This is a genomic window from Streptosporangium sp. CA-135522 (assembly GCF_050949235.1).
In the GTDB taxonomy this organism is placed as follows: Bacteria; Actinomycetota; Actinomycetes; order Streptosporangiales; family Streptosporangiaceae; genus Streptosporangium.
Map to the genome: position 1 here is coordinate 2,779,976 of NZ_CP192026.1, position 13,050 is coordinate 2,793,025.

Annotated in this window: 12 protein-coding genes; 1 reads left to right on the plus strand and 11 read right to left on the minus strand. The window is 70.9% G+C overall.

The window, feature by feature from the left end; all coding sequences use genetic code 11:
* Positions 1-1,746 carry an FAD-dependent monooxygenase gene (locus ACQPYK_RS13190; RefSeq protein ID WP_433254649.1) on the minus strand — a complete coding sequence of 582 codons (1,746 nt, stop codon included), beginning with the start codon at positions 1,744-1,746 and terminating at the stop codon, positions 1-3.
* A 159-nt stretch (positions 1,747-1,905) separates the two neighbouring features.
* Between ACQPYK_RS13190 and ACQPYK_RS13195 the strand changes: the two genes are divergently transcribed.
* Positions 1,906-3,111: a cytochrome P450 gene (locus ACQPYK_RS13195; protein WP_433254652.1), complete on the plus strand. Its 1,206-nt coding sequence runs from the start codon at positions 1,906-1,908 to the stop codon at positions 3,109-3,111.
* Between the two features lie 15 nt (positions 3,112-3,126).
* On the opposite strand, the gene ACQPYK_RS13200 is transcribed toward ACQPYK_RS13195, so the two are convergent.
* From ACQPYK_RS13200 to ACQPYK_RS13245, 10 genes are all read right to left on the minus strand, one after another.
* Complete coding sequence (locus ACQPYK_RS13200) at positions 3,127-4,749, minus strand: FAD-dependent monooxygenase (RefSeq protein ID WP_433254655.1); 1,623 nt, start codon at positions 4,747-4,749, stop codon at positions 3,127-3,129.
* A 53-nt stretch (positions 4,750-4,802) separates the two neighbouring features.
* Positions 4,803-6,638: a BTAD domain-containing putative transcriptional regulator gene (locus ACQPYK_RS13205; RefSeq protein ID WP_433254658.1), complete on the minus strand. Its 1,836-nt coding sequence runs from the start codon at positions 6,636-6,638 to the stop codon at positions 4,803-4,805.
* Between the two features lie 209 nt (positions 6,639-6,847).
* The gene (locus ACQPYK_RS13210; protein WP_433254661.1) at positions 6,848-7,789 is read right to left on the minus strand and encodes a hypothetical protein; all 942 of its coding nucleotides are present in this window, start codon (positions 7,787-7,789) and stop codon (positions 6,848-6,850) included.
* 2 nt (positions 7,790-7,791) lie between these two features.
* On the minus strand, positions 7,792-9,183 hold the full coding sequence (locus ACQPYK_RS13215; protein ID WP_433254664.1) for an acetyl-CoA carboxylase biotin carboxylase subunit: 1,392 nt from the start codon (positions 9,181-9,183) through the stop codon (positions 7,792-7,794).
* A 13-nt stretch (positions 9,184-9,196) separates the two neighbouring features.
* On the minus strand, positions 9,197-10,867 hold the full coding sequence (accD, locus tag ACQPYK_RS13220; RefSeq protein ID WP_433254667.1) for an acetyl-CoA carboxylase, carboxyltransferase subunit beta: 1,671 nt from the start codon (positions 10,865-10,867) through the stop codon (positions 9,197-9,199).
* A 30-nt stretch (positions 10,868-10,897) separates the two neighbouring features.
* The gene (locus ACQPYK_RS13225) at positions 10,898-11,230 is read right to left on the minus strand and encodes an antibiotic biosynthesis monooxygenase family protein (protein WP_433254670.1); all 333 of its coding nucleotides are present in this window, start codon (positions 11,228-11,230) and stop codon (positions 10,898-10,900) included.
* Positions 11,227-11,565, minus strand: coding sequence for an antibiotic biosynthesis monooxygenase family protein (locus ACQPYK_RS13230; RefSeq protein WP_433254672.1), 339 nt, complete (start codon positions 11,563-11,565; stop codon positions 11,227-11,229). Before ACQPYK_RS13230 ends, ACQPYK_RS13225 begins: the two co-directional genes overlap by 4 nt.
* A 1-nt stretch (position 11,566) precedes the next feature.
* Positions 11,567-12,325, minus strand: a complete 759-nt coding sequence (locus ACQPYK_RS13235) for an SDR family NAD(P)-dependent oxidoreductase (RefSeq protein WP_433254675.1) — start codon at positions 12,323-12,325, stop codon at positions 11,567-11,569.
* Entirely contained in the window at positions 12,322-12,789 is a 468-nt protein-coding gene (locus ACQPYK_RS13240; protein ID WP_433254678.1) for an SRPBCC family protein, read from the minus strand. The genes ACQPYK_RS13235 and ACQPYK_RS13240 overlap by 4 nt, the downstream gene beginning before the upstream one ends.
* A 2-nt stretch (positions 12,790-12,791) precedes the next feature.
* Positions 12,792-13,046, minus strand: a complete 255-nt coding sequence (locus tag ACQPYK_RS13245) for an acyl carrier protein (RefSeq protein ID WP_433254681.1) — start codon at positions 13,044-13,046, stop codon at positions 12,792-12,794.
* Between the last annotated feature and the right edge of the window lie 4 nt (positions 13,047-13,050).

Consider the following 13,050-nt stretch of genomic DNA (forward strand, 5'->3'; position numbering starts at 1 on the left):
TCAGACGAGGAAAGGGGCCGGAGCGCCGTGCAGGATCCGGGAGAGCGCCTCCCCGAGTGCCCGGTGCGGATCCGGGTGACCGGCAGGCGAGCGCCAGCCGACGAATCCGTCCGGCCGGACCAGCACCGCTCCGGCGGGACCCACGCCGAAGGCGCGTTCCCACTCCCCGGCCGGGTCGGCCAGCAGGCCGGGGCCGTCCACGCGGTCGTCCGGCCCGGAGACCGCGGGCACCACCCGGTAGGCGGCCAGCGGGATCCCGCTCTCGGTGGCGAGGGCGGCGGCGGCCTCGGTCCAGGTCACCCCCGCCGCGCCGGCCAGCAGCACGAAGCCGTCGCCGAACAGCTCGCCCACGGCGAGCCGCTCACCCGCCCGGGTCAGGACGAGATGCGGAGCGCGCACGCCCACCTCGCCGGCCGTGCCGAAACCGGCGTCGGCACCGCCCGCGACGACGCCCGCGCCACCGTCGCCGGCGCCGCCCGTCTCGCCGGCCGTGCCGGAACCGGCGTCGCCCGCCGTGGCGGGATCGGTGTCGGAGACGACGGCCGAGGAGCGGTAACGATGGGCGAACATGAGCTCGGCGTCGGGGCGGATCGTCCGGCCGCCGCCCTGCTCGCCGCCCTGCTCGGCGGCCCGGGTCATCCGTGAGCGGTCCCGGGACCTCAGCACCACCTGTTCCACGGTCCGCGCCGCGACCGGCCGCCGCTCGGCGTCATAGCTGTCCAGCAGCGTGGGCGAGGCTCCGTGGCGGAGGACGGCGGCGAGCTTCCAGGCGAGGTTGTGCGCGGCCTGGACGCCGGTGTTGGAGCCGAAGGCGCCCGTCGGAGGCATCACGTGGGCCGAGTCCCCCACCAGGAAGACCCGTCCCGACTGGAACGTCTCCGCGATGTGGCCGGCCATCTCCCACGGGACCGCCTGGTTGATGACGACGTCGAGGTCGGCCGTCCCGGCCGCGGCGCGCACCAGGGCGCGGCACTCCGCGGGGCTGATCGCGGCCGCCCGCCGGGGATCGCATTCGACGTGCAGGAGCCACCGGTCGGCGTTGTTGACCGGCAGCAGCGCCGCCCGCATGGGAAGCGCGCGCACGTAGCAGATGACGAAGCGGCGCTCGCCCAGCACCGGGCGCAGGTCGGCGGTGAAGGAGATGTTGAGGAAGTCGCTCAACGTGCCCGGGCCCCGAGTGGAGATGCCGAGCTCCTCGCGGATCCCGCTGTGGGCGCCGTCGGCCGCCACGAGGTAGCCGGCGTGAAGGGTCTCCTCGGCGCCGCTCGCGCGGTCGCGGGCCACCGCGGTGACCCCGTCGGGTCCCTGCTCGAACTTCACCAGTTCCGTGCCGAAGCGGATGTCGGCTCCGAGCTCCCGGGCGCGGTCGGCGATGATGGGCTCCGCCTCGTCCTGATGGCACAGGCACCACGTCACCGGGGTGAGCGCCGAGTAGTCGGTGTCGGTGTCCATGAAGTAGGCCTGCTCCAGCCGGGTGAACTCCTGCCCGGCGAGGGTGTCCACCATGGCGACGCCGGAGTTGCCGGCGAGCGCCCGGGCGGACTCGGTGGCGCGGAGCCGGTCCTCGATCCCCGCCTGGCGGAAAAGTTCCATCGTGCGGGGGTTGAGGCCCCGGGCCCGCGGGTGGATCGACAGGCCCGGATGCCGTTCCACGAGGACGCAGTCCACCCCTTGCCGGGCGAGGAACAGGGCCTGGGAAAGGCCAACGAGACTGCCGCCCACAATCAGCACCGAATGGGATCGCATAAGCCCGTCCTTCGTATTTCGTCAGCCGGTCGCCTTGAGCATAGGCTCATCGCGATATTGGTGACAATTGCCAATTAATTGTCTCCAGAGTTCTTCGAGGGATATTCCAGTCGATTGGTGGATTGTATTATTCGCTATTCCGATTTTTTTGGAGGCGTGGTGCCAGGTTCCGGTGAGACCAATGGTGAGCTGACGTTTCCGCCGGAGGCGCCCGTGCCGTACGAGCCGGCGCCGATCTTCGGGGAGCTGCGCCGGTCCCGGCCGGCCGCGCCGGTCCGGTTGCCCACCGGCGACCACGCCTGGCTGGTCACCACCTACGCCGGCAACCGGGCGCTGCTCGCCGACCCGGCTCTCAGCCGGGCGGCCGCCGCGGCCCCGGGCGCGCCGAGGGCCCGGCGCATCCCCCTGGAGCGCGACTCCCTGACGACCATGGACCCGCCGGAGCACACCCGGCTGCGCGGCCTGGTCATGCGGGCCTTCACCGCCCGGCGGGTGGAGCGGCTCAGGCCGGGGATCGAGGGGCTGGTGGCGGGGCTGCTGGACGACATGGTCGCGGCGGGTTCCCCCGGCGACGTCGTGGGCGGCCTCGCCCGGCCGCTGGCCATCGGGGTGATATGCGAGCTGCTCGGAGTGCCGAAGGAGGACCGCGGCGACTTCCAGGAATGGTCTCAGGCCTACCTCAGCGTCGCCGGTCACTCGCCCGAGGCGATGGCGGCCGCGGGGGAGCGGCTCAAGGGTTTCCTCGCCGGGCTCGTGGAGGCCAAGCGGCGCGAGCCCGCCGGCGACCTGCTGAGCGATCTGGCCAGGGCCCGGGAGGATGAGCGCCTGAGTGAGTCCGAGCTGGTCACCCTCGGCGTCACCCTGCTCGTCGCGGGTTACGAGACGGCGGCGAACCTGATATCCGGAGCGGTGCTGGCCCTACTGCGGCATCCGGCGCAGCTGGACCTGCTGCGGGCCGACCCCGCGCTGATCCCGAGCGCGGTGGAGGAACTGCTGCGCTACACACCCCTGGCGGTGAGCGGCGGCACGATCAGGGTCGCGGTGGCGGATGTCGTGATCGAGGGAACGCTCGTCAAAGCGGGCGAGGCCGTGCTTCCCGCCACCACCTCGGCCAACCGCGACCCCGCCGTCTTCACCGAGCCCGACGAGCTCGACATCACCCGCGCCCCCAACCCGCACCTGGCCTTCGGGCACGGCCCGCACCACTGCCTGGGCGCCCAGCTCGCCCGGCTCGAACTGGGCGTGGCGCTGCAGGGGTTGTTCGGCCGGCTGCCCGCCCTGCGCCTCGCGGGCTCCGTCGAGGACCTCGTCTGGGCCTCGGGGAAGATGATCCGCGGCCCCGAGGCCCTGCCGGTCAGCTGGTGAGCGTGTGTTCGGCGGTCAACGCGGAGACCGGCTCCGCCACAGGAGCCGCTCCAGCGCCCCGTCGAGGGTCAGCCTGGGTTCGGCGGGGCAGCCGGCCGCCCGCCAGGCGACGTATCCGTCGGGGCGCACCAGGACGGCGCCGGACGCGCTGATCCCGTACGCCTCGCAGCCGTCGGGCGTGTCCAGGTCCACTCCGAACCGGTAGGCGTCGATTCGCAGGCCCCGCCGGCTGGCCGTCTCCACCGCCGCCTTGGTCCACGCGTCGGTCTCCCCTCCGGACAGCAGCACGAAGCCGCGGCCGTACAGGTCGAGCAGGGAGCACTCGCGGCCGTCGATCCGCACCGGCAGGTGGGGCGCCCGCGTGCCGGGACGCCCCTGCAACTCGGCGGGTGAGGACAGGGCGGGAAGGGCGGAGGGGGAGTCGTCCCACACCGCGCCGCAGGGATATCCGTACCCGAAGATCACCGCTTCGGAGGGCGACAGCAGCCCGGCGTCCTCCGGGCTGCGCAGCCCCATGTTCACCTCCCGCTTGAGCGTGGCCTGACGGATCGTCAGGTCGGCGACCGGCCGCCGTTCCGACTCGTAGGTGTCGAGCAGGGCGGGATCGGCGTGGCCGCGCGTCACGGCGGCGAGCTTCCAGGCGAGGTTGTGCGCGTCCTGGATGCCGGTGCCCGACCCGTAGGCCCCGGACGGGGGCATGACATGGGCGGCGTCCCCGGCCAGGAAGATCCGGTCCTTACGGTAGGTCCCGGCCAGCAGGGCGTCGATGTCGTAGCTGAGCACCTTGGTGCCGTCGGCGAGCTGGGGGACGATGGAGACTTCGGCGTCCGCGAGCCCGAGGGCGGCGCGGATCAGCTCGATCGAGTGCTGCTCGGTGAAGGTGGCGGGGGACTCGCCGCGCGCGGGGTCGTAGGGGAAGCTGATCACCCAGCGGTCGGCGCGGTCGTGCGGCATGAGCACCGTGCCGGGAATCGGGCTGCGCAGATGGCACAGACCCACCCGCCGCCCGCGCAGCGCGGCGGACACCTCCGCCTCGAAGACGAGGGTGACGGTGTGACCGAGCCGGCCGAGGCCGGTCCGGGGGATCCTCAGCTCGTCCCGGATCGGGCTCGGCCCTCCGTCGGCCGCAATCATGTAGTCGGCGCGCACGGTCCGGTCGAGGCCGCTGCCGAGGTCACGGACCGTGGCGGTCACGCCCGCGCCGTCCTGCTCGAACCCGGTGAGCCGGGTGCCGAAACGGACCTCGGCCCCCAGCTCCTCGGCGCGGACCCGCAGGATCGCCTCCAGCTGGTCCTGGTCGATCGGAGCCCAGGAACACGGGCTGGCCAGCCGGCTCTCCCGGGGCAGTTCCATCGGGCTGCGCCGCTCCTCGGGAGCCGCCAGGGATGTCCCGTGGACGATGATCTGGCCGCCGGGGAGGCTGGGGACGGAAAGGATCCGTTCCTCCAGCCCCACCTGGCGATAGATCTCCAGCGTGCGCGGGTTGATCGTGCGGGCCCGTGGGTGGATCAATGTGCCCGAGTGCCGCTCGGCCAGGAGCACGGGGACCCCGTGCCAGGCCAGGAAGAGCGCGGCGCTGAGGCCGGTCAGCCCGCCACCGATGATCAGTACGGTCGTGCGGTAGTGGTACGTGGGCAAGTGCCCTCCCGAAGCCGAAGGGGAACCGACCGCCCCATCGTCTTCCGTGCCGCTCAAGGCACTCTCGAACACCACTCAGTGGATCGGTCGAGGGTGGCAGGACAGCTCTCCCCGGCGCGCTCCACCCCGTACAGGCGGATCAGTTCGGGGATGGCGCAGGAGAAGTCGCCGCCGTGGGAACACCTGGAGATCGTCATGAGACGGACGTCGAGCAGGTGCGACAGGACCTCTTCGGCGGAGGTGACGCTGATGTTGAGCAGGTCGGCGGTGTCACGGGTGGAGAAGTGCTGCTGACGGGAGGTGCCCAGCGTGATGAACGCCTGGCGCATCCTGGCGTCGAGCAGCCGGTAGCTGCCCTCCACCCGGGTGCGGACGTCGAGATCGCCCCAGCGCAGCTCGGTCAGGCGGGATCCCTCGTCGGCGAGTTTGGCGCGGTAGCGGTCCAGCGTCCAGTGCGGTGCCGCGGCGAGCCGTTCGCCGGCGATGCGAATGCCCAGGGGCAGCGCGCCGCACATCTCGATGATGGCCCGCGCCGCCTTCTCCTGGGCCGCCACCCGGTCGTTGCCGATGATCTGGCGCAGCAGCTGGATGCCCGCGTCGAGGTCGAAGGCGTCCAGTTCCACCTGCTCGGCGCTGGTGAGCCCGTAGAGCGGTGAGCGGCTTGTGACGATCACCGCGCTGTTGGGCCCGGTGGGGCACAGCGGCCGGACCTGGGCGGCCAGGGACGCGTCGTCCAGGACGACCAGCACGCTGCGGTCGGCGCTCCAGGTCCGGAAGAGCTTGCTGCGGCCTTCGAGGTCGGCGGGGATGTCCCGGGCGGCGAAACCCACGGTCCGGAGCATCGTGCCGAGCGCGTCCTCGGGCTCGCGGGGTTTGGACGACATCCCCCGCATGTGGACGTAGAGCTGGCCGTCGGTGAACCGCGACCGGACCCGATGGCCGACGTGGGTGGCCAGGACGGTCTTGCCCACCCCGGCGATGCCGGTGATGGAGACGATCGGGATCGCCTTCTCGTTGGCGGGAGTGACGAGCGACAGCTCGATCCGCTTGCGGACGTTGCGACGGTCGGTGAAGTCCGCGATGTCCGGTGGTAGCTCGGCGGGCGGCGAGGCGACCCGCGGCGCCGGCGGCAGCCGGATGGTCTCCGGCTCCTTCACCGGAAGGTCCAGCGAGGAGTCGCCCTGGAGGATCGCCTGCTGCAGGTTGCGCACCGGCTGCGAGGGCTCCAGCGCCAGTTCGTCGTTGAGCATGGCGCGCAGCTGCTGGTAGACCGACAGCGCCTCGCTGCGCCGTTCCGATCGGTAGAGGGCCAGCATCAACCGCGAGTAGAAGCCCTCGCAGATCGGATAGCTGGCCGTCAGCTCCTTCAGCTCGCTGATCAGCTCGCGGTGGCGGCCGAGCTGGAGGTCGGCGTCGATGCGCATCTCCAGCGCATTGAGATGGCCTTCCTCCAGCTTGATCGCGTGGGCTTCGAGCAGGCGTCCTCTGGGCACGTCCGTCAGGGCGTGACCCCGCCACAGGCTCAGCGCCTGGGAGAGCTTCTCGGAGGCCCGTTGCAGGGAGCCCTCCTGGAGCAGCTCCCTGCCCTGCTTGAGATGGCGTTCGAAATGGTAGACGTCGATGGCTTCCGGCAGGACCTGCACCTGGTATCCGGCGGCCTTGGTGACGAGGAACTCCTCGCCCGGCTGGCCCGCCGCCGTCATGAGGCGACGGAGCTGGTAGACGTAGGTCTGCAGTGTGGTGGCGGCGCTGATCGGTGGCGAGTCCCCCCAGAGCTCGTCGATCAGCGAGTCCGGACGAGTGATCCTGTTGTAATTAATCAGTAGAAGTGAAAGTACCGTCCGCAGCTTTGGTGCGGACGGGGTCAGGTCCTGACCAGCAATTCGCACCTCGAATGTGCCTAAGACATTGAAAAGCATGTCGGTCCCCATACCCCCGGCCTGGGTTGGCGTACGTGGTCTGCGTCCATGCGCCCTTTTAAGGGCAATTACACGGTAAATCATCAACAGGTAGAGTGTCTACCCATTAAAGATTTGGATCGCTGCAAATGATCTATGGTGCAGTGCCGGGCCGTACTAGATGACCGAAACCTCATGCCTTACTTGACCAAAAAGTCGAACTCGCGATGAAGTCCGAGATAGGCCTGCTTTACTCCGTTCTCCGGTTCCATGAGGAAGGACAGGACGCTGTACCTCCCGGGCTCGAAGTCCGCATGGACGATCGCCGAACGACCCGGGGAGATGGCGAGCATCCCGGCGACCGTCGCGACGAGCGGATTGGGCGGCAGCGGCCTGCCTTCCCGCTGGGCGTCGAAGTAGTTCTGCACGGTGGAGAACGTCGCGCCGGGGACGGTGCGGGCGAAGACGGCCTCCTGGGGGATCGAGGAGTCGTTGATGACCAGGAAGGTGCCGTTCGCGGGCAACCGGGACGGCATGACGAACCGCGGACGGTCCGTTCCGACGATCCGGATGATGCCGTCGATCCGCGGCGGGGTGGCCTCCACCCGATCCTCGCCCACGTCGAGGGTCTGCAGGTGCGCGCCGCCCTGCTGCGACGTCCCCACCAGGTAGTAGCGGCCCGGGGTCAGCCGCTCGGTGAAGGAGACCGGCCGGCCGGGGAAGACGGCGACGCCGCCGGCGAAGTCGGCATAGCGGTACTGGTCGCGCACGCCCTGCAGGGCGACCGCGGGATCGGGGGAGGCCGAGTCGTCGAACGCCTTGATGACCCGCTCCCAGGTGGAGTCCGGCTTCGGGCGCAGCAGCGCCAGCCACATCCCCTTCGGCTCGGGGGTGCTCACCCGGAAGGTGGTCAGGCCGCTCGGCCGGGGGTTGGCGCCCGGGATCTCGAAGCCCGCGGCGGTGATCGTGACGTCCAGAACGGGGGGAGGGGTGCGGGTGGGGCGCTCGGCCGTGCCGGCGACGCCGGCGGCGGCCACCGCCGGCATGGCCAGCAGGCAGAGCGCGGCCAGGCCGACCGCCCTTGTCAGGCCGACTGTCAGGCCTGCCGCCAGGTTGGCGCGCAGGCTTCGGATCATTGTCACGGTCACTCCTTCTGTTCGGGTTCGGCCCGCTCCTTGAGCGGGGTGCCGTTGGTGAGCATCTGGTCGACGAGGAACGTCGTGTGCTTGGCGTCCTGGAAGAGCGGGTGGGCGAGCACCTCCCGCAGGAACGCGCCGTTGGTGTGGACCCGAGGCCCTTCGACCTGGAGCTCGCCCAGGCAGCGTTCCATCCGGGCGAGCGCCTGCTCGCGGTCCGGCGCCCAGACGATCACCTTGGCGAGCAGCGAGTCGTAGTCGGGGCCCACGCGCCACCCCGGGTAGCCGTGCGTGTCCACCCGGGTGAACGGGCCGCCGGGGACGACGAACCGTGTCAGCTGTCCCGGCGTCGGCGCGAACCCGCGCGACGGGTCCTCGGTGTTGATGCGGCACTCGATCGCCGCCCCGTTGAGGACCACGTCCTCCTGCCGCAGCCGCAGCGGCTGGCCCGCGGCGATGAGGATCTGCTCGCGGACGAGGTCGAGGCCGGTCACCATCTCGGTCACCGGATGCTCGACCTGGATCCGGCAGTTGATCTCCATGAAGTGGAACGCGTCGTCCTGGTCGACGATGAACTCGAACGTTCCGGCGCCGACGTACCCGGCGGCGAGCGCTCCCCGCACGGCGGCCTCGCCCATGCGCGCGGTGAGACCGGGCGGCAGTCCGGGCGCGGGCGTCTCCTCCACCAGCTTCTGGTGGCGGCGCTGCACCGAGCAGTCCCGCTCGCCCAGGTGCACGGCGTTGCCGTAGAGGTCGCACAGGACCTGGATCTCCACGTGCCGGGCGGTCTCGCAGAAGCGCTCGACGTACACGCGCCCGTCGCCGAACACCGCCTGCGCGTGCGCGCGGGTCTCACCGTAGATGCGCAGGAAGTCCCCGCTGTCGCGGACGATGCCCATCCCGCGCCCGCCGCCGCCCGCCGCGGCCTTGATGATGACGGGGTAGCCGATCTCGTCGGCGAGGGATTTCGCCTCGGCCGCCGACTCCAGCGTCTCGCGGCTGCCCGGCAGCACGGGCATGCCGGCGTCGGACATGATCGCCCGCGCCTGCGCCTTGTCGCCCAGGCGGGAGATGACGTCGGCGGGCGGACCGATGAAGGTCAGGCCGTTCGCCTCGCAGATCTCGGCGAAGTACGGATCCTCCGACAGGAATCCGTACCCGGGGTGGATCGCCTCCGCCCCGGTGGCCAGCGCCGCCTCGATGACGGCGGCGATGTTGAGGTAGCTGCCCTTCGCCGGGGGCGGGCCGATCTGCACCGCCTCGTCGGCGAAGGCGACGGCGGCGGAGTCCCGGTCGGCGGTCGAGTGCGCCACGACGGTCCGGATGCCGAGCTCACGGCATGTCCGTGCCACGCGCAGGGCTATCTCGCCGCGATTGGCGATGAGAATTGAGGAGAACACAGCAACCTCCAGCTCAGGAACAGGCTTGCGCGCCATGGCGGCGAAAGCGTGCGCGCCGGGCGCGGACGAGCCGCTCTCCGTCGAGCGGTAGAAGCTCGGCGAGTGTGGACGTGACGGCCGCGCGGAGATACCCCGCCGCGCGGGCGGGGTCGGTGTGAGCGCCGCCGTCGGGCTCGGGGACGACGCCGTCCACCAGCCCCAGGCGCAGCAGCTCACGTGCGTCGATCCGGAGGGCCGCCGCGGCGCGCGGGGCCTCGGCGGCGTCCCGCCACAGGATCGCCGCGCACCCCTCCGGGCTGATGATGGAGTAGACGGCGTTCTCGCACGCGAGGACCCGGTCGGCGACCCCGAGAGCCAGCGCGCCGCCGCTGCCGCCCTCGCCGGTCACGATCGAGACGATCGGCACGGGCAGCCCCGACATCAGCCGGAGGTTCTCGGCGATCGCGATCGCCTGGCCGTGTTCCTCGGCCGTGAGCCCCGGCTCGGCGCCCTGGGTGTCGATGAGCGTCACGATGGGCAGGTTCAGCTTGGCCGCGGTCCGCATCAGGCGGGCGACCTTGCGGTGCCCCTCCGGGGTGGCCCGGCCGAAGTTACGGGCGATCACCTCGTGCGTGGCGTGGCCCTTCTGGTGCCCGATCAACATGACCGGCAGGCCTTCGAGCCAGCCGATCCCCCCGACGATCGCCGGACAGTCGGCCGACATGCGGTCGCCGTGCAGCTCCATGAAGCCGTCCAGCAGGTATCCGGCGTAGTCGAGCGTGGTGGGCCGGCCCAGCTCGCGGGCCAGCCGTACGGTCGCCCACGTCTCCTGGGACCGCAGGCGCGCCGGGTCGTCGATGACGGCGTCCGCGGTGACGGGCAGCCGGGAGGGACGGGGCTGCTGCAGGGAGAGCAGCCGGCCCAGCGCCGCCCGCTGCTGGCGCCGCGGCTGGATGACGTCGATCAGGCCGTGCGACAGCAGGAACTCGGCGGTCTGGAAGTCGGCCGGCAGGATCTGCCCGATGGTCTGCTCGATCACCCGCCGCCCCGCGAAGCCCATCCGCGCGCCCGGCTCCGCGATCATGACGTCGGTCAGGGTGGCGAACGACGCCGCGACACCCGCGTAGGTGGGGTCGGTGATCAGCGTGACGGTGAGGATCCCCGCCTCGTCGAGCTCGGCCAGGGCCTGGCTGGTCTTGGCCATCTGCATGAGGGAGAACAGACCCTCCTGCATCCGTGCCCCGCCGGAGGCCGTGACCAGCAGCAGCGGGACGCGCTCGGCGAGCGCGGTCTCGGCCGCCCGGGTGATGAGCTCGCCGGCGGCCGAGCCGAGGCTGCCGCCGAGGAAACGGAAGTCCATGACGGCGGTCATCACGGGCTGCCCGCCGAGCGTGCCGCGCGCGCACAGCACCGCCTCGGCGAGCCCGGTGTCCCGCCGCGCCTCCCGCAGACGCTCCGGATAGGGCCGGGAGTCGACGAAGCCCAGCGGATCGAACTCGGTGGGCTCCCACTCCAGCAGGCGGCTCGACCCCTCGTCCAGAAGCATGGACAGCCGGTCGGGAGCCGGAAGCCGGCCGTGGTGCCCGCAGTCGGGACAGACCGAGAGTTCGTCGGCGAAGCGTCTGCGGTACACGAGGGAGCGGCAACTCGGGCAGGCCAGCCAGTCCGAGTCGGTGACTTGTCGTACGCTGCCCAGAGTCGTCATCTTCACTCCTGTGCGGAAGGCGGCCGGGTTTCAGTAGGAGGCCGTGACCTCGTAGAGCTCGAAGGGCCGGTTGGGAGCCCGGTCCAGGTAGGGGACGAGCGGCGCGGTGGAGCTCTGGTGCGACGGGCCGCGTTCCCAGACGTTGAAGGCGTCGACGTCGCGCCACCGGCTCATGACGGCGAAGGCCGACGGGTCCGTGGCCGAGCGCAGCAACTCGTTGTCGAGCAGGCCCGGCGTCCCCGCCATCTCCTTGCTGATGCCGTGGTAGGCGGAGGTCACCGCGTCGGCCTTCCCGTCGGGCGCCCGATACCACACCACGACCCGGACCGGTCGTCCCCCCGGGGTCGGTGACTCGCCGCTCACCGCGCCGCCGCCTGGTGCGCCGCGGCTCCGGTCAGGTGGGTGACCACGTGCATCGTCGTCATCGACCCGCCCGAGCGGTAGGGGTGCAGCTTGGTGCGGTGCTCCAGGTGGGCCGCGCTGGTCTCGAACTCGCGAAAGCGCGGCTCGTCGAGCCAGTCGCTGATGATGTAGTAGATGCCCTCCTCCTCGGCGCTCCTCATCAGCCACTGGCCCAGGTTGGCGGGATGCTCGGTGATCACGTTGCCGATGCCGAGCCACGTCTGCTCGAAATCCCGCTCCATGCCGGGGTTGATCTGCATGCGCAGCATGACGCGGAAGGCCCCTTCGTGGGCCATGTCACATCCCTCCGTCCACGTTCAGGGTCTCGCCGGTGATGAAGGCGGCGTCGTCGCCCGCCAGGAAGAGGACGGCCCGGCTGACGTCCTCGGCGCGGCCCAGACGGCCCAGCGGCGTGCGCTTGCGGTATTCGGCCAGCCGTTCCTGCATGGCGGCGTACTCCTGCGGCGGCAGCCGGTCGGGATCGCTGGTGTCGATGATGCCCGGGGCGACCACGTTGACCCGGATTCCCCGCGGGCCCAGCTCCTTCGACAGCGACCGCATCAGGCCGACGAGCCCGGCCTTGGCCGCGGTGTAGTGGGCGCGCATCGGCACGCCCACGGTGGCCACCTTGGAGCCGACGTAGATGATCGACGCGCTGTCGCCCAGCAGGGGCAGCGCCCTCTGGGTGAGCTGGTAGGCGGCGGTGAGGTTGGTGTCGACCACCTGACTCCAGCCGTCGGCGGAGAGCTTGTCGAAGGGGACGTGGCTGATCGCGCCGGCGTTGTGCACGACGATGTCGAGCGAGCCGAGCCGCTGCCGGCACTCCTCGACGAGCTCGCCGACGGCCTCCGCCGAGGCGATGTCCGCCCGCAGGACGTGGTGGGTGCCGTCGCTCCCCTTGAGGTCGCGGGCGAGCTCGTCCGCCGCCTCCTGGTCGCTGTGGAAGTTCGTGACCACGTTGGCGCCGGCGTCGGCGAGCCCCTGGACGATCGCCCGTCCGATGCCTCGCGTGCCCCCGGTCACCAGGGCGTTCTTACCGGACAGGGACAGTGTCATGATGCCTCCGGGGCGTTGGCGGCGGCCTTCTCCAGGCGCTCCTTGATCAGCTCCATCTGGACCTTGCTGTTGCGGTTGATGCGCTCGGCCATCGCCGCGTCGTCCAGCGGGGCCCCGGGTTTCATCTGGAAGTCCTGCACCCAGCGCATCAACACGCCGTCGTCTTCCTGGTGGAAGCTCCAGAAGAGCTTCATGTACTCGAACCAGCCGGTCTCCACCCGGTGCGCGTTCACGGTCCGGGTCGTGGCGTCGGTGGTCCGCTCCGACACCCAGCTCCACGCGTTGCCGTCGGCGTCGGGATGCATCGTCAGCCGGAAGCGCACGGTGTCGCCCTCCCGGCTGAGCACCTCGGTGGCGGCGTACTCGCTGAACAGGTCGGGCCAGGACGCCACATCGTTGGTCCTGCCCCAGACCAGGTCCATGGGGGCCGAGATGACGATCTCGTTCTCGGTGTGCGCGGCCATGGCTATGCTCCCGCGGTGATCAGGTCGTTGACGAAGTCGAGCATCTGGCGCGGCGTCTTGGTCTGCTCCAGGGCGTCGTCGGAGAAGGGGACGGAGTAGAGCTGCTCCAGCTGGCCCTGGATCTCCAGCACCGCCAGTGAGTCGTAGCCGAGCTCCTCGAACGGCGTGTCCAGGATGGGGCCGTCCAGGTCGACCGCCTCATCCACGCCGCAGTTGGACATGATCTGTTTGAGCTCGTCGAGATTCAGATTGGCCATCGGT

What these genes read in the sequence shown, in the direction of transcription:
- ACQPYK_RS13190 (WP_433254649.1), bottom strand. Translation starts at nt 1,746, where the DNA reads ATGCGATCCCATTCGGTGCTGATTGTGGGCGGCAGTCTCGTTGGCCTT.
- accD (WP_433254667.1), bottom strand. Translation starts at nt 10,867, where the DNA reads ATGACGACTCTGGGCAGCGTACGACAAGTCACCGACTCGGACTGGCTG.
- ACQPYK_RS13230 (WP_433254672.1), bottom strand. Translation starts at nt 11,565, where the DNA reads ATGGCCCACGAAGGGGCCTTCCGCGTCATGCTGCGCATGCAGATCAAC.
- ACQPYK_RS13235 (WP_433254675.1), bottom strand. Translation starts at nt 12,325, where the DNA reads ATGACACTGTCCCTGTCCGGTAAGAACGCCCTGGTGACCGGGGGCACG.
- ACQPYK_RS13240 (WP_433254678.1), bottom strand. Translation starts at nt 12,789, where the DNA reads ATGGCCGCGCACACCGAGAACGAGATCGTCATCTCGGCCCCCATGGAC.
- ACQPYK_RS13245 (WP_433254681.1), bottom strand. Translation starts at nt 13,046, where the DNA reads ATGGCCAATCTGAATCTCGACGAGCTCAAACAGATCATGTCCAACTGC.